This is a genomic window from Fructilactobacillus cliffordii, assembly GCF_024029355.1.
Taxonomy (GTDB): Bacteria; Bacillota; Bacilli; order Lactobacillales; family Lactobacillaceae; genus Fructilactobacillus; species Fructilactobacillus cliffordii.
The window spans coordinates 797,692-819,270 of the sequence record NZ_CP097117.1; the positions used below are offsets into that span (position 1 = coordinate 797,692).

General features: G+C 43.6%; 18 protein-coding genes. 6 read left to right on the forward strand and 12 right to left on the reverse strand.

Translation table 11 applies throughout. The annotated features are described in order from the left end of the window. Nucleotides 1-34: 34 nt before the first annotated feature. From M3M38_RS04020 to M3M38_RS04030, 3 genes are read right to left on the reverse strand one after another with little or no spacing between them, the layout of a single operon-like run. On the reverse strand, nucleotides 35-1,450 hold the full coding sequence (locus M3M38_RS04020) for a glycoside hydrolase family 32 protein (protein ID WP_252813629.1): 1,416 nt from the start codon (nucleotides 1,448-1,450) through the stop codon (nucleotides 35-37). Between the two features lie 38 nt (nucleotides 1,451-1,488). After that, the gene (locus tag M3M38_RS04025; RefSeq protein WP_252813630.1) at nucleotides 1,489-3,753 is read right to left on the reverse strand and encodes an ATP-binding cassette domain-containing protein; all 2,265 of its coding nucleotides are present in this window, start codon (nucleotides 3,751-3,753) and stop codon (nucleotides 1,489-1,491) included. Continuing rightward, nucleotides 3,750-4,946 (reverse strand): MDR family MFS transporter, encoded by a 1,197-nt coding sequence (locus M3M38_RS04030; RefSeq protein WP_252813631.1) that lies wholly within the window; start codon nucleotides 4,944-4,946, stop codon nucleotides 3,750-3,752. Before M3M38_RS04030 ends, M3M38_RS04025 begins: the two co-directional genes overlap by 4 nt. 162 nt (nucleotides 4,947-5,108) lie before the next feature. Here M3M38_RS04030 and M3M38_RS04035 point away from each other — a divergent pair, with 162 nt between their 5' ends. Together M3M38_RS04035 and M3M38_RS04040 are read left to right on the forward strand one after the other, a co-directional pair. Beyond that, complete coding sequence (locus tag M3M38_RS04035; RefSeq protein WP_252813632.1) at nucleotides 5,109-5,948, forward strand: DegV family protein; 840 nt, start codon at nucleotides 5,109-5,111, stop codon at nucleotides 5,946-5,948. Between the two features lie 263 nt (nucleotides 5,949-6,211). Further along, nucleotides 6,212-6,745 (forward strand): hypothetical protein, encoded by a 534-nt coding sequence (locus M3M38_RS04040; protein ID WP_252813633.1) that lies wholly within the window; start codon nucleotides 6,212-6,214, stop codon nucleotides 6,743-6,745. Here the strand turns inward: M3M38_RS04040 and M3M38_RS04045 are convergent, their stop codons facing one another. Further along, complete coding sequence (locus tag M3M38_RS04045; RefSeq protein ID WP_252813634.1) at nucleotides 6,746-8,896, reverse strand: glycoside hydrolase domain-containing protein; 2,151 nt, start codon at nucleotides 8,894-8,896, stop codon at nucleotides 6,746-6,748. Nucleotides 8,897-9,146: 250 nt separating this feature from the next. Here M3M38_RS04045 and M3M38_RS04050 point away from each other — a divergent pair, with 250 nt between their 5' ends. Beyond that, complete coding sequence (locus tag M3M38_RS04050; RefSeq protein ID WP_252797366.1) at nucleotides 9,147-9,464, forward strand: helix-turn-helix domain-containing protein; 318 nt, start codon at nucleotides 9,147-9,149, stop codon at nucleotides 9,462-9,464. Further along, on the forward strand, nucleotides 9,445-9,855 hold the full coding sequence (locus M3M38_RS04055) for an ImmA/IrrE family metallo-endopeptidase (RefSeq protein ID WP_252766488.1): 411 nt from the start codon (nucleotides 9,445-9,447) through the stop codon (nucleotides 9,853-9,855). The genes M3M38_RS04050 and M3M38_RS04055 overlap by 20 nt, the downstream gene beginning before the upstream one ends. 257 nt (nucleotides 9,856-10,112) lie before the next feature. Here M3M38_RS04055 and M3M38_RS04060 read toward each other — a convergent pair whose 3' ends face one another. From M3M38_RS04060 to M3M38_RS04075, 4 genes are all read right to left on the reverse strand, one after another. Beyond that, entirely contained in the window at nucleotides 10,113-10,391 is a 279-nt protein-coding gene (locus M3M38_RS04060) for a type II toxin-antitoxin system YafQ family toxin (RefSeq protein WP_252766489.1), read from the reverse strand. Then, on the reverse strand, nucleotides 10,384-10,635 hold the full coding sequence (locus M3M38_RS04065) for a type II toxin-antitoxin system RelB/DinJ family antitoxin (RefSeq protein ID WP_252766490.1): 252 nt from the start codon (nucleotides 10,633-10,635) through the stop codon (nucleotides 10,384-10,386). The genes M3M38_RS04060 and M3M38_RS04065 overlap by 8 nt, the downstream gene beginning before the upstream one ends. Before the next feature lie 821 nt (nucleotides 10,636-11,456). After that, complete coding sequence (locus M3M38_RS04070; protein ID WP_252813635.1) at nucleotides 11,457-12,188, reverse strand: LysM peptidoglycan-binding domain-containing protein; 732 nt, start codon at nucleotides 12,186-12,188, stop codon at nucleotides 11,457-11,459. A gap of 271 nt (nucleotides 12,189-12,459) precedes the next feature. Then, complete coding sequence (locus M3M38_RS04075; protein WP_252813636.1) at nucleotides 12,460-14,151, reverse strand: glycoside hydrolase family 13 protein; 1,692 nt, start codon at nucleotides 14,149-14,151, stop codon at nucleotides 12,460-12,462. A 234-nt stretch (nucleotides 14,152-14,385) separates the two neighbouring features. Between M3M38_RS04075 and zwf the strand changes: the two genes are divergently transcribed. Further along, nucleotides 14,386-15,876 carry a glucose-6-phosphate dehydrogenase gene (gene zwf / locus M3M38_RS04080; protein WP_252813637.1) on the forward strand — a complete coding sequence of 497 codons (1,491 nt, stop codon included), beginning with the start codon at nucleotides 14,386-14,388 and terminating at the stop codon, nucleotides 15,874-15,876. 109 nt (nucleotides 15,877-15,985) lie between these two features. Further along, on the forward strand, nucleotides 15,986-17,416 hold the full coding sequence (gene gndA / locus M3M38_RS04085) for an NADP-dependent phosphogluconate dehydrogenase (RefSeq protein ID WP_252766494.1): 1,431 nt from the start codon (nucleotides 15,986-15,988) through the stop codon (nucleotides 17,414-17,416). 503 nt (nucleotides 17,417-17,919) lie between these two features. Here the strand turns inward: gndA and M3M38_RS04090 are convergent. The 4 genes from M3M38_RS04090 to M3M38_RS04105 all read right to left on the reverse strand — a co-directional run bounded on the left by M3M38_RS04090 (nucleotide 17,920) and on the right by M3M38_RS04105 (nucleotide 21,565). After that, nucleotides 17,920-18,786, reverse strand: a complete 867-nt coding sequence (locus tag M3M38_RS04090) for an amino acid ABC transporter substrate-binding protein (protein WP_252813638.1) — start codon at nucleotides 18,784-18,786, stop codon at nucleotides 17,920-17,922. A 13-nt stretch (nucleotides 18,787-18,799) separates the two neighbouring features. Further along, complete coding sequence (locus M3M38_RS04095) at nucleotides 18,800-19,438, reverse strand: amino acid ABC transporter ATP-binding protein (protein WP_252813639.1); 639 nt, start codon at nucleotides 19,436-19,438, stop codon at nucleotides 18,800-18,802. 11 nt (nucleotides 19,439-19,449) lie between these two features. Next, on the reverse strand, nucleotides 19,450-20,094 hold the full coding sequence (locus M3M38_RS04100) for an amino acid ABC transporter permease (protein WP_252813640.1): 645 nt from the start codon (nucleotides 20,092-20,094) through the stop codon (nucleotides 19,450-19,452). Nucleotides 20,095-20,482: 388 nt separating this feature from the next. After that, on the reverse strand, nucleotides 20,483-21,565 hold the full coding sequence (locus M3M38_RS04105) for an aspartate-semialdehyde dehydrogenase (protein ID WP_252813641.1): 1,083 nt from the start codon (nucleotides 21,563-21,565) through the stop codon (nucleotides 20,483-20,485). Nucleotides 21,566-21,579 lie beyond the last annotated feature (14 nt).

Sequence of the window (21,579 nt, forward strand, 5' to 3'; positions counted from 1 at the left end):
AAAACGTCTTGAGCGTGATGCTCAAGGCGTTTTTTTAGTGGAGTTGATACCCAGTAAGTTGCACCGTCACTGGTGCATCAGCTACGAGCGTTATTTCTGGTGCAATAAGTGGATAAAAGCGTTCGCTAAAGACCGCTTCGCCGTGGTTAACAAAGATTTCCACCGAACTGGTATCGGTCCAGATTTGCAGATCTAATTCTGCTTGGGGTTGCACCTTAGCAAACCGTTGGGCATCCTGGCCCGCCCTGGTAACTATGATTTCATGCTGTGATTTGTGGTAAGTAACTTGCAGTTGTTGGTCGCCTGCTTGGAATTGCAGGGTTAGTTGTGATCCCTGCCAGCTAGCTAACTTGGTATGCAAGTGCAGTTCGAGGTGCTGCGCATCGGGAACTGCCAAATTACGTTCCGTGCCGTGCCACTTCTGGTCAATCACTTGCTGCGTCCGTAACTGGGTTACTTCAGCAACCGGTAACATGCATAGTTGACCGGCGCGCCAAGTTAATTCCCGTGGGAGCGTCATCGCGCCGGCCCAGCCATCGGCTTGCTCGGGAAACTCCGTTTCCCACATGTCCATCCAGCCGACTACAATCCGGCGGCCGTCTGGGGCTAACATCGTTTGGGCCGCATAAAAGTCGTGCCCATGATCTAGCTCCTGCAGGTTACCGTGCTGATAATCGAGCGTTTGAAAGTCAAATTGGCCGGCTAAATAACTGGTCTGGTAGATGTTTAAATTTTCTTTCTCCGTTGCCTCGATTCCTTGTGGCGACAACAGCAATACGTCCTGACCGTTAAGCCGGAAGAAATCGGGACACTCCCACATAAAGCCGGCTTCACTAGCAGTCGAAGCTGCGGTGATCACTCCTTGATATTCCCAATCGACTAAATTAGTGGATTGATAGAGAAGGGCCCGTCCCGTCTGCGTAGCTGCAAGCTGACTTCCCAACACTAGATAATACTGCCCGTCTCGTTCAAAGACCTTGGGATCCCGGAAATGCTGGCTGTTATCAGCCGGTGGCGTTTCAATGACCGGATTCGTGGCTAATTTATAAAAATGAATCCCATCATCACTGACTGCCACGTTTTGGGTTTGCCAAAAATCATCCGGTTTGCTTTCATCCGGAACGTGATGTCCCGTATAAATGAGAAACAACCGGTTACCTTTAACGATCGCACTCCCCGAAAAACAACCGGACTCGTCGGCTTCACTATCCGGAGCAAGTGCCGGTGGCAAGTTTTCCCAGTGCAACAGGTCCTGACTACGGGCGTGCCCCCAGTGCATCGGCCCCCATTCTACTCCGTACGGATGGTACTGGTAAAACAAGTGGTAGTAACCCTGAAAGTAGACGAAGCCGTTCGGGTCGTTCATCCAGCCCTGGGGTGGCATCAGATGGTAGTGTAGGCGAAACCGGTCGTTTGTAACGGCGGGCATCCGCTGTTGCTCAAGTTTCATGTGCTTTCCTCCGTGGTGAATTAAAATCGTCTATTTGCTTAATCCGTTTTTAAATACTCCGTCAGTGCCTGCCCCGTCACCGAAGTCGGCGTCGTCATGGCTCCGGCTGGAATCCCGCTATAAAGCACCTGACCGCCGTAAATTCCGGCCCCCGGACCAATGTCAATCAGCCAATCGGCCTGGCTAATCACGTCTAAATTGTGTTCCACCAGGATTAGGCTATTTCCAGCTGCGACTAAGCGGTGAAACAGCTCGACTAGTTGGGCAGTATCTTTGAGATGCAGGCCCGCCGTCGGTTCATCGAGAAAGTAGGTCTGCCCTTTTTCACCGAGCGTTTGGGCTAACCGGAGTCGTTGCAGTTCTCCTCCAGAAACCGTCGTCAGAGATTGATCCAAACCAAGATAGCCGAGTCCCACTTCTTGGAGCCGTTTTAGTGGCGTTACTAGGTCGGGTTCCGCGGCAAAGAAATCCACCGCTTCATCCACTGATAACGCTAGCACGGCTGCGATGTCTTTGCCGTGGTATTGATATTGTAAAGCTTCCTGACTATACCGCTTACCACCACATAGCTCACAGACCTGTTTGACCGGGTCCATAAATGCCATATCGGTAATCGTGATCCCCTTCCCCTTACACCGCGGGCAAGCACCCTTCCCGTTGTAACTAAAGAGCTGGGTTGAAACCCCGTTGTTTTTCCCAAACAAGCGTCGGATGGGGTTCAATAGGTTTAGATACGTCACTGGCGTCGAACGAATGCTAATTCCGGCGGCTTGCTGGGTTAAATCAACGTAGTTACCGTTTAGCTTCCGCTTCAAGGCCAGGGCCAGCGAACTCTTTCCCGAACCCGCCACTCCCGACAGCACGGTCATGATTCCCATTGGTACTTTGACACTGACGTCCTGCAGGTTGTGCAGATGAACGTGGTCTAAGGCCACAAACTCATGCGGTTCGTGGGGCGTGGCCAGTTGGTGCGGTTTCCGCAGCCATTCCCCGGTTAGAGTATTAGAGGCACGTAATTCCGGATAAGTGCCTGTAAAGGTAATTTCCCCACCGGCGGCTCCAGCTTGCGGCCCGACTTCCACAACGTGATCGGCAATCGTAAACAAGACCGGATTGTGGTCGACCACAAAGATGGTATTGCCCTTATCCTTCAGCTTCAGCAAAGCTTTTTTAATCAGTTGAATGTCGTGCGGATGTAATCCGACGCTAGGTTCATCAAATACGTACAACAGGTCTGACAGCGAGTTCGTGAGGTGTTTGGCAATCTTAATCCGCTGCACTTCTCCCCCAGAGAGCGTGCTGGTGGTTCGGTCCAAGGTCAGATAACCGAGCCCAATCTCAATCAACGGGTTAATTTTGGTGGTTAAACTCCGGATGATTTCGTCACCTAAGTTGTTTTTAATCCCCTGTAAAAATTCCAGAAATTGGACCAGGTTCATTTTGGTTGCTTTCGCAATGTTCACGTCGTTAATGGTGACACTCAGCGCCTGTTGGTTTAACCGGGCGCCCCGACAGACCGGACATTCCCGCTGGGTGACGACCTCGTTAATGGCGTCCTGATGATGTTTTCCTTCCGAGCTGTGCAGAATCGAGCGAACGATCCGGGGTACCACTCCTTCGTAATCTGCACTCTTAAAGGCCGCTGGTGAGTTCGGAAACGGCTGCTTGGGCGCATGCATTAGTAACTCGTATTCAGCGGGGGTGTAGTCTTTAATCGGTTTATCGTTATCAAATAACCCCGAATCCCCGTAACGGCGCCACCGCCAACTACCCGGACGGAAGCTGACGAAGGTAATGGCCCCTTCGTTTAACGATTTCTCCGGATCAATCAGCTTGCTTTCGTCCACGTCATCCACATAGCCGAGTCCCTGACAGTTAGGACACATTCCCTGGGGTAGGTTAAACGAAAAGACTTCTGAATACCCCACAAAGTGGTCCCCAATCCGTGAGTACAGCAACCGAAGCAGCGAGTAGATTCCGGTATAGGTTGCCAAAGTAGAGCGGGCGTTTCCTGTCAGTTGTTTTTGTTCAATCGCAATGGCTACCGGCAGGTTCTCAATCTCACCGACCTCTGGCTGTCCGTACTTAGGTAGATACTGCTGGGTAAAACTAGGGAAAGTTTCGTTAAGTTCCCGCCGTGACTGCGCCGCCACCGTATCAAAAACTAAAGAGGATTTTCCAGATCCCGATTCCCCTAGAAAAACGGTGATTTCGTGTTTGGGTAATTGAATATTAACGTGCTTTAAGTTATTTTGGTGTGCATCTTTAACAATTATTTCGGTTGCCACCTGTTGTTTCTTCATGCTTTCCTCCGTGATGATGTCGTCGTATGGTTATAAAATAACACGACCACCAGCGCAATTAAAATCGAGAGGCCGGCCAACGCAAACAGAACAGAATAGTTCAGCCATTCGACCATCAGACCACCAAACAAGGGACCGACTGCTCGGCCAAAGGACATGAAGACGTTGAACATCCCCTGGTACTGACCCTTAGAGCGCGGATCAGCTAAACTGTCAATCCACGCGGGAATGGCGGGAAGTCCGTTCATTTCTCCAATCGTTAGGATAATCATGATGATAATGAACCAGTGATACTGACGCGCCCAGATTAACATGAAAAAGGTCGAAGCAAATAGAGTAACTCCAAACGCAATTTGGGGTACCATCCGAAAGCGCATCCCGATTCGATTGATCAGTGGTTGCCCAATCACAATTAACAACCCGTTAATCGGCCAAATAAAACTGTACTGTTCAAAGGAGATGTGCAGGTCCTGCATGTGAACTGGCATGACACTTTCCCACAGGGTGTAACTCAAATAAATAAAAAAGACCATGCCACAAATGAGCCAGATTAACCGCGGATTCGGCTGGGGCGCGGGTCCCATATCCACCTGAGCATCCGGTTGTTGGTGCGGATGGACTTGCACTGGAGGAAACTTAACGTTAAACTCAAGAATCGTCATAATCAATAGAATGACGTAGAAAAACGAAGCAACCGCAAAGACAACTCCAACGCCGTACTTCATCAAGTACCCGACCGCGGCGGTTCCAATTACAACCCCTAGGTTCACGCCGATGTACACCGAGTTAAACACCTGCCGGGTACTTTTACTGCGCACCTTGGCCGCATATGCGTTAAGGATGGTTAAACTGGATCCTTCTCCTAGTCCATATACGAACAACATGATGGCAAACATGGGCCAGCCGTGGGAGAAGATTAGTACCACGACCGCCGCCAGAGCAATGGAGATGCTAATGATGGCAGTTTTGTACGGCGACCACCGGTCAAAGAGCCGGCCACCGAGATAATTTCCCAATACCATGAAACAAGACATGATAAACAACACCACTCCCGCGACCGTTAAGGACTCGTGGAGCGTGTTATGCATGTAAACGGTGGTCAACGGCCACATTAAGGCTGCTCCAGAATTAAGAAGTAATGAATAGATTAAGACTGAAGTCAGTCGAATTTCCGAACGAGGCGTTTTCGTCATGCGCAATCCCTCCTAGATAATTAGTCATTTCTTCTATTCTCGCACAAATTCATGGGTTTCAAAAGAAACGGTTCTGGCTTTAAAGCGTGGTAAAATATGGATACTTAGTTACGAACCAACCTAATTTTAACCAACAATAGCAACTCGAAAGGAAGTCCCTTTATGATTCATATCGTTACGGATTCAACCGCCCAACTAACCCCCGAAGAAATTAAAGACAATGATTTACACGTCATCCCGTTGCAAGTCAGCTTTGAAGGCAAAACTTACCAAGATAACGTGGACATCACCCGGCAACAATTTTCAGAAATGCTCCATGATGACGAAACGGAATTCCCCAAAACTAGCCAACCAGCCATGGGTCAATTCGTAGAAACTTACGAACAAATCTTAAAGGACGATCCCGATGGGAGTATCGTTTCAATTCACATCACCCGCATCCTTAGTGGAACCGTCGAAACAGCCCAATCGGCTGCCCAACAAGTGAACGGTGACATTCGGGTGATTGATAGTAAATCAACCGACCGGGGACTTGGTTTTGAAGTCCTAAAAGCTGCTGAATTAGCAAAGGCTGGAAAATCGGCGGAAGAAGTGGAAAATGGCGTGATTGCCATGATTCCTGAAATTAGCTTACACGTGTTCGTGAACAGCTTTGATTACCTGGTTAAGGGTGGTCGTGCTAGCCGTGCCGTTGGGTTCATTTCCTCCCTCATTCAGCTCAAACCCGTCTTAGCTCTTAACGATGGTAAGCTCGAAATCGTGGCTAAATGTCGCGGTGCTAAAAAGATGCGGAAGGTCCGCGATGAAATTACGGAAACCCTCATTAACGATCCGACGGTGAAGGAGGTCGGCCTCTCCTACGTGGACTCTACCGAAGACGTTGACGCTGTGGTCGCTCGCATTAAGGAAGCCCGTCCAGACATTAATGTGTTAGTCCGCCTGACCTGCCCTGTCATTATGACCCACGTAGGTCCTGGTGGCTTTGCCATTATTTACAACTAAATTTATGAAGCAAAAAACAAGCGCTCTCACAGAATTAGCTATTTTTCTAATTCCATGAGAGCGCTTTTCGGTTAAGATAACCGTATATAAGATAAGGGTTTCGTGGCCAAAGAAAAAAGTGTACCTAAATGGGTAATTTAGGTACACTCAAAAGACACACGTCTATTATTGTAAAACATTCAAGAACTATACTATCATTAATGATGAATATTGGGTTAATTAATAAAAGTTCCGGAATCCACTAATAATAACAGGAGAATCTCATGCTTAAAATTTTTAAAGATAATCCACTTAATCTTAAGACTTTAACAAAAATGGTGATCTTCTTTTTAGCTATTTTATCACTATTTATGTCATTAATTTTTATTACTGATTTTGATACAACTAAAGTTGCATTAATATACTTACATCCCAATGAGCCCATCATTACTGGTCTTATCCATGACGTAGTATTAGCAATAATAATCTTATTTTTGGCATTAATTCCAATTCCCAAACTGTTTATGGTTGTTCCTTTTCTAAATGCATTGGTTTTTGGATTCATATTTCCAATCTTGATAATAAATCCCAACACAGCAATTGCAAGATCATTAATGAATAACATGCTAAATTCAATTTTAGTTCTATTGTCATTTTTAATCGCATGTACTATTGCAAATTTCGTGAATGTATCTGTTTGTAAAAAAGTATATAAACACCAATCTATAAGATTAAAAGACGTAATTAAGCAAGCAGCTAAATTATATTTTCTTTATGCATTTCCAGTGTTAATTATATCTTTATTATTCATATCGTAATTATCTAAGTAAATTTAAGAGAAATTCTATAAATTGGGGAGATGTTAGAAAAGCGAATAGGGCGGCTAAAGCAGCGAGAGCCACTTTTCCTGAACTAACAGACTTAGTAGCAATAAATTGGATAACTACATTAGCAAACGATTCTACATCATAAGCAACGACTCCGTATAATCTGCTTACGTCTTTTACTGCTTCAGTACCATACTTCTCAATTTTCTCGATATTAGGGAGTTTCTCTTCCTTAATTTTCATTGTAATCGTGTAAGATAATTCCCCGGATAATTCTTTATTGCCTACTTTAAATACGTTAACAGTAGTTGAGATCTCGGCTTCTCCAAACTGAATACTGGCTCCAATGGATAAATTGCCTAGGTCAACGTTCGCAGTGAACTTGAAGTTATTTACATAATCATCCAACATATTGTATAGATTTTGAGAATCTTTAAATCCATTTTCTGTTAAATATCTAAACAAGCCATCTTTAGTAAATTTACCATTTTGAATATCAATGTAGCCATGTCCTTCTTGTACAGTATATTTTTGATCGACCTTTACAGAAAGTTCGACTGCACCGATATTAATAATGTCATATGTTTTGCCATAGTCTAATGAAAAGTCACCAAAAATTTTTTTCATGGCTTCGGTTGGACTAATGGTATTTCTAGGAGCTGGCTTAAACTTGTTAGCTCCCTTATCTTTACCAGATGAAGCATCTTGATCAATTGCGATATCTGCAAAGTTATATTCGGTAAATTGATCAATAGACCAACCATCTGGCATTTTGTAGCCTAAGTTCCCACTGTAACCAGTAGACATATCGGAAACAAAAGCATTTACTGCATAACCCCGTTTTAGTGTTTTACTGCATACATTTCTGGTTCCATAAATACCTACTTTAAAACGTTTACTAATAGCATAATTAACAGCTTCCATATATGGAATAACCGTTCCGGCAATATCTCCATCTTGAATGTCAGTATCCACAGCAAAATAAATGGTAGTTCCTTCAGAGAATCCCAATTCAATTGCTTTAGAAGTTGCAATTCGTGCATCAGAGAATCCTTGAGCTGCAGTAAAGTACGATTGATCGCCATCATTATCCTGGTAAATGGGAAAAATATGCAAACCGGCGTTTACCAAATCTTCAATCTCACTCGGGATTAAATTTTTTTGCCGCCGATTTGAACCAGTACCCACCGTTCCAGTTAAATACCGACCAATTAAATTAAAACCATAACTTTTGAGTTTTTTAGCTGTTGAACTGGAGACTTGGAATGAGGTATCACAAGCGTCAGAGTCACGGTTAGTATCACCATTGGAGGTTAATAATCCCTTGATTACAGCTAAGTTAGCGGATCCATTGTAAGGTGGAAGTTTCATAAAATTCCGAAAGTTGAATACCGCATTAGCAACGTTACTTCCATAAATCCCGTCAAAAGGTCCATCGTAAAATCCGTTTACCATTAAACCATATTGAATAACTTTAACAATCGGACCACTGGTACCTTGATAAATCGTTGGCGTTAATCTAATGGTACCGGGACCATAAACTCCATTTGCCTGACTAGTAGACATACCTTCAGTTGCTTGTAAGGCATAAATTAAAGCGGTATTAGTGTTTCGTTGGTAAAGACCATCAGTGGGAACTAAGCCTAAATCATCACCAAAGTAACTAAGATAGTTATGATTCAGGTATTGTTGCATTTTTCGGATAGCAGTAGTACCCCCACCTAATAATTTAAAGGCACTCATATCAAACAAAGCGGCCATTAAAGGAACCGTTAAATTACCACTGGGTAGCCCTGCATCTTGACGCAATTCGTCTACTGCAGTTTGCATTCCTTTAGAAAATTTAGTGTTAAAGGCAGCTGGACTATAACCTTTACACCAAAAAGCACCTTGAATTAATTTAGCGATGTTGCCTTTATAACCTACCCGATATTTAGCTACTTGGCCTGCTAAGGCTGACTTAGTATGGTCCCCAAAGCCACTGGACACAGGATTAATGCCTAATTCGTGCTGTAATCCTTCACGTAAAGCATAAATGGTCTTCCAACCAGTTTGGCCATTTTCATTAACCTTGGTGTAGCCACTTACCTTTCCGTATTCTGAATTTAACCATTTTTGTACTTTTAAAACTTGTTGATCCATGTTAATTTCCTCCATTTGTATAATTGAATTGTGAGTAATTAGTACTAATTAAGCTATATAATCTATAATTACGTTGCTTATTGTAGATAAATAGTCTACAATGGTGACAAATAAAAAGCCAACACGTCTGTTGGAGTTATTTGTTCTTCGTAATCAATTAGATTACAAGAAACACTATATATACTAATTTTCTAAATGTCAACCAATAAATAGAAAAATATTCTATAAAGATGAAGGGAAAGTGCTGCAAATGTCGATTTATCAACGGATTAAGGAATTAGCCAAAAATAAAAATATTTCCATTCGCGAATTAGAACATCAACTGGGTTTCCCTAATGGAACTTTACAGAAATGGGTTGATAACGCTAATTCACAAAAATTAAAGAAAGTAGCCAATTACTTTAACGTTTCCACTGATTATCTCTTGGGGAACGGGGAACGGCCTACCGCTGATTTAGACGATTTAGAAACCATTATGATGTTTGGAGGAAAACCGGTGCCAGAAGAAGATAAGCAAACTGTTCTGGAAATTTTAAGGAGGCTCAGAGATGCAAGAGATCATAAATAGCCTGTTTAACTACGCGTTAAATCATGATATTGGAGTGGTTTACACTGATAAGTTGATGCCAGAAACAAAGTCATTTGCTGACATTCCTACACGCTCGATTGTGATTAATGCAAACGAACCTAATCAGCGGCAATTACCCCTTATTATTGCTCATGAAATTAGTCATGTAGTCCAGTGCGATACGAATGATGCTCAGTTAAACTTTTCAACGGCGCTCAAACCACATTACGAGCAAAAAGCTAACATTGGGGCCATTGACTTATTAATCCCATTTTATGTAGAAGATAAAGAACTGGATCAAATTAACGTGGACGAGTTTATGCAGCTATTTGCAATTCCCAGTTCTTTACGGGATATCTGTATTACTGAAATGAAAAATAACATTAACTAAATAAAAGAAGCCAGCCTTACTAATTATTTTAGTAGGGCTGGTTTCTTTAAATTTTATAAGTAATTGCACAATTTGATTGTTATTTTTACTATCTAGGGATTCAGTGGGTTACTCAGCTAAAATTAATTCACTAAATTTAATAGTACTCTGGAAATTTAAATACACTCAGAAGGCACAAATATATTTGTATACATTACCACAAGTAGTAATGTAGATTTTACTACTTTATACTTGTTTCTGTAATTTATTAATATTTATTATTCAAACAAGTCTGAATGACTACCGGTATCAATGAATTTAATATAATCACCATCGTACCGATAAATCAAAAGCCAATCTGGTTTAATGTGAAGTTCTCGTTCAGGTTTTCGATTTATGAGGTTATGGTCGTTAAACTTAGCTGGAATTTCTTCATCGTTAATTAATAAGTAATATATTTCATTGAATTGATTTTTGTTATATTTAGGCTGTTTTAGCATTTGTTTGTAATGTTTTTTGAATTGATTTTCAAAAGCAGGTTTGTATTGTTTAGTCATTTAACCAATCTAAACCTTCCTGAGCATTATCAAACTTAACGTAATCATCACTACTAATTGCTGTTTTTAGTCGTTTATTTGGTTGGTTTACTTCAAAAGGTAATCCATTGTTGTTAATTGTTTGTTTCATAAAAATACGAAACGCTTCTGGAGCAGTTAATCCGTTTTCTTTTAAAACTTTTTCAAATTCGTCCTTATTAAGGGTACTAGTTCTAAAATGAATTTGTGCTGTATTTGTTTTCATTAAAATCACTCCTTTACATCATGGTACCATTTGGTACACAAAATAGCAAATTATATTAGTATACGATTTTAATAAAAAATATAAATATGTTAATTGGATCTTTTATACTTAAAGTTTTACAAAAAATAGAGCAGCAACATGAACTGATTCAAAGGAAATAAAAAAGGTTAATTTAGATATCTTAACTATTATCTAAACTAACCTTTTTCTTTACATAAAGTAGTTGAATTTTAATTAAAGTAGTTTTCCCGCTCATTAAACAATAACAGTAGTTAACCTTATCTTATAATTATAAGAAACTGAAGTATACAAAGTATAATACAAGCTATATTCAATAGAGAAAACAATTTCTTTAATGCTTGGTTATATATTTTAATATCTTCGTTATTACTTTTGACAATATACCAAGATTTATAGTAAATGATTTTTTTGTTTAGATAAATAACAAAAAAGAAACAGATAAAAATAACAAATCTACCAATATCGTTATTCACAAATATCAATAGCATTAAATATAACGCAATCAGAAATATATCAAAATATTTATATTTTTTTCTTCTGAACAGCGTTTAAATCAAAGTGTAATTTTCTTTTTTGAATAATAAAAACACTAAGTTGTATTACTATTAATACAGTTAGAAATATTAAAGGTATAAGTGCTGTTAAAATTAACAAATTAAGCAATGCTTTGCTCATATTACCATCCCTTTGTACGCTATATTGTACGTTATTTAGTACGTTTAGTTCATTTTTACTGAAATATGGATAACAAAAAAGACGCCACCGAAGTAGCGTCTTTTTTAGTAACCTAATTTAATTTTTTACCAGTAGTTGTGTGAGTTCCGGAATGCAACGGCATTAGCAATTGAACCGTACCGACTGATGGCGTATTGACGAGCAACCCGTTCTTGGTTAGCTGGGGAGTAGTCACCGTTCAAGTATGAAGCAGATAATTGGTATTTACCAATGTATTGACCGTTCCGAGCAGTGTATGAACCACCTGATTCAACGGCAGCGATTGAGTCTAATGAACCATCGTTGTCAGCAGCGTTGTTGCTTGAAGCTTGCGTGCTAGCTGCTTGGCTAGTTTGTTGCGTTTGCGTAGCAGCTGGTTGAGCAGCAGCTTGACTAGTTTGTTGTGGTTGGGCCTGAGCTGCTGGTTGGGCTGGAGTTTCAGCTTGAGCGGCTTGGCTAGTTTGTTGTGATTGTGCAGCCGGTTGAGCTGGAGTTTCAGCTTGGACAGTTGCTTGTTTTACTTCGTAGTGTGGTTGTACGGCTGGTGACACTGGAGTTTGCGTAGAAGCAACTTGCACGTTTCCATCATCGCCAATGATGAAAGTTTCACCAACATAAATCTTGTTGATATCTTGAATCTTGTTAGCATCTTTTAAGCTTTGTACTGAAACGTTGTGGTCTTCAGCGATTTGTGACAAAGTGTCTCCGGCTTTAACAGTTACAGTCGTAGAAGCGTTGGCACTGTTAGCACCGGCTAATAATACACCAGCAGATACAGCAGTAATAGCGGCTACAGTTTTAATTCCTTTAAATTTCATGAAATAATCTCTCCTTTAAATAGATGGGAAGTTGTTTTCAGTTTCGAATTCTTGAGTTCCGTTAAGTGATTACTGAATCATTTAACAGTCCCTATACTAAAGGCCGATTGTTACAGCAAAATTACAGCGATTTTAAAAAAACCATCGGTTACTGTAATTCTGTAACACGCTTAACATATTCTGTAATTAATCAATTGCTCTAATCTCGCCTTTCCTCACTGGCTGTAAGGCCCATCATCATTTAAACCTCATTAAACATCACCTTGTTTCGTCACAATTCCTCCATGATTAGTGCTTGTTGAGGCTCTAATTGGTCAACAATTTCCCCTTTCCCGATTGCTTTAGTGCTTAAATTATCCAAAAGAATCCGGCCTTGATACCTATGGGCTAGCGAAACGGGCTGCCGCTCCAGGTTCAACAACACCAATAACCGTTGCTGCTCATTTTGCCGGCGATATGCAATCACCGCGGCTGGACTAACCAGTGGTTCAAACTGACCCGTGCGGAGGACGTCCCGGTACTGCGGCTGCTGTTGCAACCGTAATAATTGCTGATAATAGTGCAGCACGGACTCTGGATCAGCTTGTTCAGCTGCCACATTAATCCCGTGCTTGACCGTTCCTGGATTTAACCACGGCGTTCCTGTCGAAAAGCCACCGAAACGACTGTCATCCCATGGCATTGGTACCCGGGCGTTATCGCGGGAGCGCCAGTTAACAATCGCTAGTGCTTCATCCGGAGTTTTACCCGCTTTAATTAGGCGTTGATAGTTATTAATGGAAGAAACGTCATTAAATTCCTCGATGTGGTGGCGCGTAAAATTGTGCATCCCCAGCTCCTGTCCTTGATAAAGCACTGGAACCCCTGGAAGGAACACCGACAAAGTTGCCAGGGCTTTGGCTGCTGCTGGAGTTCGATCCACAGGATTTTTAATAAACTTGGTCAGGGCCCGGTTTTGGTCGTGATTTTCTAAAACGTTGGCAAACACGCCCTGCGCAGTTTGGATGGCTCGTTGACTCGTAAAGATAGTGTCGGCCAGTTCCGTAGTGGTCCAATCACGTGGTTGCTCCCATTGATTTGCATCAGTCACGTCAATATTAAGGTAACTAAAGTCAAAGATCATGGAGAAATAACCAGCTGGTCCCACGAATTCAGCTAGTTGGTCGGGCCGGACCCCGGCGGCTTCCCCAATCGTCACGGAATCATGCCGGGCAAAAGTGGCTTCTTTCAATTCTTGTAAAAACTTACCTAAGCCCGGACGGTTAAGCCCCTTCCGTGTGACGCTAACTAACCCATCGGGACCATCGGCCGGCAGATTATCCCAATCCTGATCCTTCTTTAAATGGGTAATCGCGTCTAGTCGAAAGCCAGCAATTCCCTTCGCTAACCACCAGTTAATGATGCGGTAAAGCTGTTGCCGCAGTTCTGGATTTTCCCAATTCAAATCTGGTTGCGCCGCCGTAAAGGTGTGAAAGTACATTGTTTCTGGATCATCGGGAACCGCAGTCCAAGTCGAGCCCCCAAAAATACCCCGCCAGTTGGTCGGAGCTTGGGCTGCTGGAGCGGACTTAAAGATGTAATAATCCCGGTATGGACTAGTTGGATCACGAAGTGCTTCCTGAAACCACGGGTGCTGGTCTGAGGTATGGTTCAATACTAAATCCATGATGACCTTCAGTCCCCGGTCGTGGGCCGCACTCAACAATTCTTCCATGTCCGCCATCGTGCCAAACGCCGGATCAATCGCTTGATAATCAGCAATGTCATAGCCCATGTCGACCATCGGCGAGCGGTAAACGGGCGCGAGCCACAGCATGGTAACGCCGAGTTCTTGCAGATAATCTAATTTTGCCGTAATCCCCGGCAGATCTCCGATTCCATCCCCGTTACTATCATTAAAGGAACGCGGATAAATCTCGTAAATAATTTCGTCCTGCCACCATGCTGGTTGAGTTCGTTGCATAAGACCCTCCTTTTTAATGAAGCAATCAAAATCGTTCGGTTTCATTTTAGCAAATTTGTCCCGGTTTAAAACCGAGCATTTGGACCATCATTTTTGGTCTAATTCGGTTGTATCCCACAGTTTAAGATAGCGTTTTCATTCCAGCCGTACCGGGGAAACAAACCCCTTCCATTCTGACCAATTATGGTTTATCCTTGGTAGTGTATCTATCCAATTTTTGAAGGAGTGAATGTTATGGCAACTGAAACACCAACACGAGCATTATTCATGCTTTTCGGTGGAGTTGGTGACTTAGCATTGCGGAAATTATACCCCGCTATCTTTAACCTCTATAAAAAAGGTAGCTTGAGTAACGACCATTTCGCTTTGATAGGTCTCTCCCGAAAATCACTAACCGACGACGAATTTCGCGCTAAGATTATGGACTCAATCGCTAGTGAAGCTGACAGTCAAGATCAAGCACAAGAATTTGCAAGTCACTTTTACTGGAAATCCCATGACGTAAACAACAAGGATCACTACTCCGACCTAAAAGAGTTAGCTGATCAACTAGAACAAAAGTACGAAACCGAAGGCAACCGGGTCTTTTACGTTTCGATGGCTCCCCGATTCTTTGGTATCGTGGCTCAAAGCCTGCACGATCAAGGTGTGCTTTCTACAAACGGTGGTTTCAACCGCTTAGTAATTGAAAAACCATTTGGTCGTGACTACGAATCCGCAAAGGAACTTAACGACGCTTTAACCAGCGCCTTTCACGAAAACCAAATCTACCGGATTGACCACTACTTAGGGAAAGAAACGACGGAAGCCATTCCAGTTCTCCGGTTTGGAAACCCGCTGATTGAAGCCGTGTGGAACCACGAATACATCAAGGACGTTCAAATTACCCTGGCTGAAAAACTAGGGGTTGAAGATCGGGCTGGTTACTACGATACAGCTGGTGCATTGCGGGATATGATTCAAAACCACACCCTGCAAATAGTGAGCTACTTAGCCATGGACCAACCCAACTCCTTCGTTGACACGGAAATCCGACGCGAAAAAGTCAAAGCCCTGCAAAGCATGGAAATTTACGATGCTGATGGAGTTAAACAAAACTTCGTGCGTGGTCAATACGGTGCTGGTCCTGGTTCAGTTCCATACCGGGAAGAACCAGACGTGCCAAGCGATTCAAACAACGACACCTACGCTGCTGGAAAGATTGTCTTTAACAACCACCGGTGGGGCGACACGCCGTTCTACATTCGTTCCGGAAAGAAGTTGGCTGACAAGCAAGGTCGGATTGACATTGAATTCAAGAAGCCGTTAGTAGACATCTTTGCCAAGGGAACCAAGCAAGCTCCTGAATTACAAGGCAACGTACTCTCCTTCTACATCGATCCCAAGATTGGCATTACGCTCAGCATCAACACCAAGAATTCCAACCAAGGAATGCACACGGAAACAATTGACCTGGGTTACTTACAATCCGACCAACGGGCTGCTAAAGTACCATTGCCATACGAACGGCTCTTCCACGACATTTTGACGGGAGACGGAACTTACTTCGCCAGCTGGCCAGAAGTAGCCGCCGCTTGGAAGTTCGTGGATCCCGTACAAAAACTGTGGGACAGCGAACCTGGTGACTTCCCGAACTACGAAGCTGGTTCCATGGGACCAAAGGCTGCCGACGAGTTATTAGCTCGAGATGGCAATAGTTGGTACTGGCCAAATAACGTTCGTTAATAAAGCGTTTTCAATTTACAATGAAAACTATTTCACAAATGTAAATTCTAATGATAAACTATGATTGTAGGATTTTACAAAAATAATATCCAAAAAAGGAAGGTATATTATGGCTGACAAGAAAGCAAACATCGGAGTTGTTGGAATGGCCGTTATGGGTAAGAACCTGGCCCTTAACATCGAAAGCCGCGGCTACACCGTTGCAATTTACAACCGTTCTGCTTCTAAGACGGAAAAAGTAATGGAGGATCACAGTGACAAGAACTTGATTCCTTCATACAACATTGAAGACTTCGTAAAATCAATTGAAGCTCCACGGACTATTTTATTGATGGTTAAAGCTGGTGCCCCAACTGATGCTGTAATTAACGAAATTCTCCCATTGTTAGACAAGGGTGACACGTTAATCGATGGTGGTAACACAAACTTCCACGACACGATTGCTCGGAACAAAGAATTAGCTAAATCAGGAATTAACTTCATCGGAATGGGAGTTTCAGGTGGTGAATTAGGTGCCCTTCAAGGTCCTTCTTTGATGCCTGGTGGTCAAAAAGAAGCTTATGACCGGGTTGCCCCAATCTTGGAAAAGATTGCTGCTAAGGCCAAAGATGGCAAGCCATGTGTTGCTTACATCGGTCCAGATGGTGCTGGTCACTACGTTAAAATGGTCCACAACGGAATCGAATACGGTGACGAAGAGTTAATTGACGAATCATTTAACATCTTACGGAACGCCGCTGGTTACTCCGTTGACGACTTAGCTAAAATCTTTGCCGACTGGAACAAGGGTGAATTAAACAGTTATCTGATTGAAATCACTGCTGACATCTTAACTCGTAAAGATGACTTAGGTGACGACAAGAACAAGCCAATCGTTGACATGATTTTAGACCGTGGTGCTAACAAAGGTACTGGTAAGTGGTCTTCAGAAGATGCCTTAGACGAAGGTGCTCCTCAATCAGTAATTACGGAAGCCGTTTACGCTCGGTTCGTCTCCATGTTGAAGGACGAACGGATGGCTGCTGCTAAAGTATTGAACGGCCCATCAAAGAAACCAACTTACAACGGTGACGACATCGTGGAAGACATGCGTCAAGCTCTTTACTTCGGTAAGATTATGAGCTACGCCCAAGGTTTCGAACAAATGCGGATGGCTTCTGCCAGCCACGACTGGAACTTGAAGTACGGCGAATTGGCACAAATCTGGCGTGAAGGTTGTATCATCCGGGCTCAATTCTTAGACGAAATTACAAAAGCCTTTGAAAAGACCCCTGACTTGAACAACTTGTTAATGGATCCATTCTTTGGTGACATCGCTAACAAGTACCAAGATGCTGCCCGTCGCATCTTAGCCTTTGCTACTGAATACGGAATTCCAGTTCCATCATTAGCTGGTGCAGTTTCATACTTTGACTCATACCGGGCTGAAGTTCTTCCTGCTAACCTGTTACAAGCACAACGTGACTACTTCGGTGCTCACACGTACGAACGGGTTGACCGTCCAGGAAGCTTCCACTACCCTTGGTACAAAGAACAGTAAAAATCAGCATTTAGCTGAAAAAGGACCGACAATTATTTGTCGGCTCTTTTTTTATGTGCTTATTTTCTTCATTACATGTCACAATACCTCACATGAAACCTAGCAAAATGATAGAATTAACCTTTAATGCGGACTTGCACTAAATTTTTAAACTTATCAAAGGAGCATCACTATGGCAGAGCAAAACGAGGGACCCTCTTCCTCTTCATGTGGTCGTTGATTATTCTAGCTCAGATGAAGTACCGCAAGGAAGTCAACGTGGCTTGTCAAAAGGATTAATTAATTTTCAAGATGCCCTGGTATCCATTCTAGAGCTACATCGTGTTAATCTTTCTGGCCTTTGTCGCCATCGTTCTACTCTTCCAGATTAGCTCCCTCCTTGCCCTCACCGGCTCGTTAATCTAGATTGGTTCGTTATACGCTGTTAAAATCCATCGCAACCAGCAAACCAAGCGCGCTAACTAGTGCAAGCAAAAAAGACGTCAGTTAATTGACGTCTTTTTTTATGGTTTTTGCGTTGGTTGCGGTTGCATTGGTTGCTTTTGTTGCGGCGGTTGTGGCGTACCAAAGTACTTGCGCGCTAACCGCTGTTCCGTTCCATCCCGGTGTAATTCCTGGATGGCCCAGTTAAGTTTCTTCCGCAAGGTCTTGTCTTCCTTCCGCACTCCCACGGCCATTTCATCTGGTGGGAAGTTCGTCGGGACAATTTTTAACGGAATCTTCGGGTGACTGTGAGCCAGGTAGTAGCGAGCGTAATCCTCGTCGATTAACACCGCTCCCAGCCGGCCGACCTGTACGTCGTTGATGGCCTTATCAAAGGTATCGTACTGCACGGGCGCACTAGTTAAGTATTGTTTTAGATCTTGTGGGTTCGTTTGAAAAAGCGTGAATCCGGACGATCCCGATTGCACTCCGAGTTGCTTCCCACGCATGTCTTGGGGTTGGTTCACTCCCGAATCAGCCCGGGTTAACAAGACCTGTCCCGTCCGGTGATAAGGCTTAGTGAAGGCCACGTGTTCCTTTCGTTCTGGTGTCACCGTGTACCCGTTCCAAATTGCATCAATATGGTGGGTGTTTAGTTCAGTTTCTTTCATGGACCAATCTATCACTTGAAAATCGGGCTTCAAACCGAGCTTCTTACAAGCAGCCCGGGCCATTTCAACGTCGTAACCGACCAATTTATTGTTTTTATCCCGAAATCCCATCGGAACAAAGGTATCATCAATCCCAATTTTGAGCGTTTTTTCATTTTGGAGGCTCTTCCAACTATCGGTCCGGTGGTTAAACCGATAATACACGGTCCCGAGGACTAAACCCAGGAGGGCCAGCACCACTAAATTTCCGATGATGAGCTTGTTTTTTCTCTTCATCAAGAGCTCCTTTCTAACGATCAACGTCCGTCCCGAAGTTCAACACCTGACCGTTTAAACTTTGGGCAAAGGGCAAATCGTGGGTAACCACAATCTGCGTCACGCCCCGTTTTTGTAACTTTTGAATCACTTCTGTGACCCGGTTAGTCGATTCTTCATCCAGTCCAGAAGTTGGTTCATCGTAGGCTAATACGCCGGGTTTCATGGCTAACGCTCGGGCAATGGCGACCCGCTGCTTCTGTCCCCCAGAGAGTTGAAACGGATAAGAAGCCTGTTTGTCGCTTAAATCCAGCTCCTTTAGTAACTCCTGGCATTGTTGCTGGTATTCATGTTTGTTTTCCTTTTTAACCACTTTCGGGGCCAGCGTCACGTTTTCAGCGACCGTGTACTGGGGAAAAAGGTTAAAGTCTTGAAAGATCACGCCGACGTCTGTACCCCGACGGTTGGGACTAAGTTCTAACTGTTTTCCGTTTAGTTCGATTGTCCCGGCATCCGCAGAACTTAAACCCGCGAGGATGTTTAAAAAAGTCGTTTTCCCAATTCCAGAAGGTCCGACAACCGTTAAAATTCCACCGTCGGGAACTTCAATGTTTAAATTCTGAAAGACGACCTGGGAGCCGTATGATTTCTTTAAGTTCTGAATCTTTAACATGTGCTTTCCTCCTAACGGTAGTAGTTGAGCCGTTTTTCAATGTAACGCATCGCAACGGTTAAGATGATGGTCAACCCGAGGTACATTGCTCCGACTAATAGATATGGAATTAAGGTGACGTCTCGTGATACGGCAATGTTTCCGGCCCGCATCAGGTCCCCCAGTCCAATGACATAAACTAACGAGGTATCCTTTATCAGGTTGATCACTTCGTTTCCCACCGATGGCATCACAGTTTTCACCACCTGCGGTAACGTGATGTACCACATCGTTTGCAACCGGCTAAAGCCGAGTACCTTGGCTCCGGCGTATTGACCAGCTGGAACGGCCTGCATCCCACCCCGAAAGATTTCGGCAAAGTAAGCGGCATAGTTCAAAATGAAGGTAAATACTGCCGCTTCAAACCGGGGTAGCGTAATCAGGTTGGCGAGACTTAACCCGTAGTAGACAAACACAATTTGTAGCAGGAGCGGTGTTCCCCGCATGATGGTGATGTAGGTATCAATGATCCAGCGCAAAATTTTTAGCGGTGATTTTTGCAGGATGGCAACAATTACTCCTAACGGCAATGAACCCACTAACGTCAAGACGAACACGCCCAGCGTCATTTTTAACCCTTCCAATAAACTGGGTAAAACTTGATTGATGTAACCCATAATTTCCTCCTTGACCGTTTTTGGTGGGCCACCAGTCGAATTAATTTGGCCATAAAAAAAGTCCCCAAGTTATCAAAATTGATAACTTGAGGACGATTCCGACTCGTGTTCCCACCTCTATTTTGACTAACATTACTGCTAGCCACTCAGGCACCTCACGCAAGGTGAGGCACAGCTCGTAACGGAGCAACCCGAGTATTTTCTAGAAAGTACCTGATGATCACGAGTGTGGTTCGCCTAGTTCCAATTATCGCTTCTCAACTCCAGCGCGATTCTCTGTAAATTGAAAGTTAGGTTACTCTTTCGTTCATATCTTTGTCAGTATCTTAACCCTTGTTGATTATTCGTGTCAACAATTTATTTTAAGTTTTTTTAAAAAGAACGTTCGTTATTCTTTTCCGTAGTAATCCGCTGGGACCCGCACTAAGTCATGTTCCACCAGTTTTTCGGCAATTTCAACGGTGTTTGCGGCGGCGCCCTTTAAGAGGTTATCGGCTACGACCCACAGGTTGTAAGCACCGGGATTTTCCGGGTCTTCCCGGACCCGGCCCACGTAGGTATCGGTGTGACCTTCTGCGTTAATCGGTTGCGGATAAAGTTGTTCGGCTGGATCATCTTCTAAGACCAAACCATCACCGTGCTTGATTAATTCTTGAACCTTGTGAGCGTCTAAATTAGTGTTATCTTCCACTTCAAAGTACACCGATTCTCCGTGACCAATCACAACGGGCACCCGAACACAGGTCGCGTTGACCTTGATCTTCGGATCGTTCATTTCACCCAGCATAATCTTCTTGGTCTCATGGACCATCTTCCACTCTTCGTGCGTGGAACCATCTGGTTCAAACACGTCAATTTGTGGCAGCAAGTTAAAGGCCAACGGGTAGTGGTGTGCTTCACTCTTTACGGGGAAGATATCCGCCGTCATCGGTTCTCCGTTTAAATGTTGTTGGGCTTCGTCATCTAACTCTTGGATGGCCGTTTGTCCGGCTCCGGAACCAGCCTGATAAGTAGAAACGATGATTTGCTTCAAGCCCGCTACGTCAAAGATTGGTTTTAAAGCCACCACCATTTGAATCGTGGAACAGTTAGGGTTGGCAATAATTCCCTTGTGTTGGGCAATCGCATCCTCGTTCACTTCCGGCACCACCAATGGTACTTCTGGGTCCATCCGAAAGGCACTGGTATTATCAACGGCAACCGCTCCGCGTTTAACGGCCTCGGGCAGAAACTGCTTGGAAGCAGCGCCCCCAGCAGATGCTAAGACAATGTCCACGTCGTCAAAGGATTCGGGCGTCGTGGCTTCGACCGTCACATCTTGACCCTTAAACTGCAACACTTTACCCGCTGAGCGAGGCGAAGCCAACAGTTTCACCTGCTTAACCGGAATCGAAGATTGTTCCAGTTGTTGAATCATGCGTGTTCCTACGGCTCCAGTCGCTCCTAAGATCGCAACGTTATATTCCTTCATAGTGTAAAAAATCC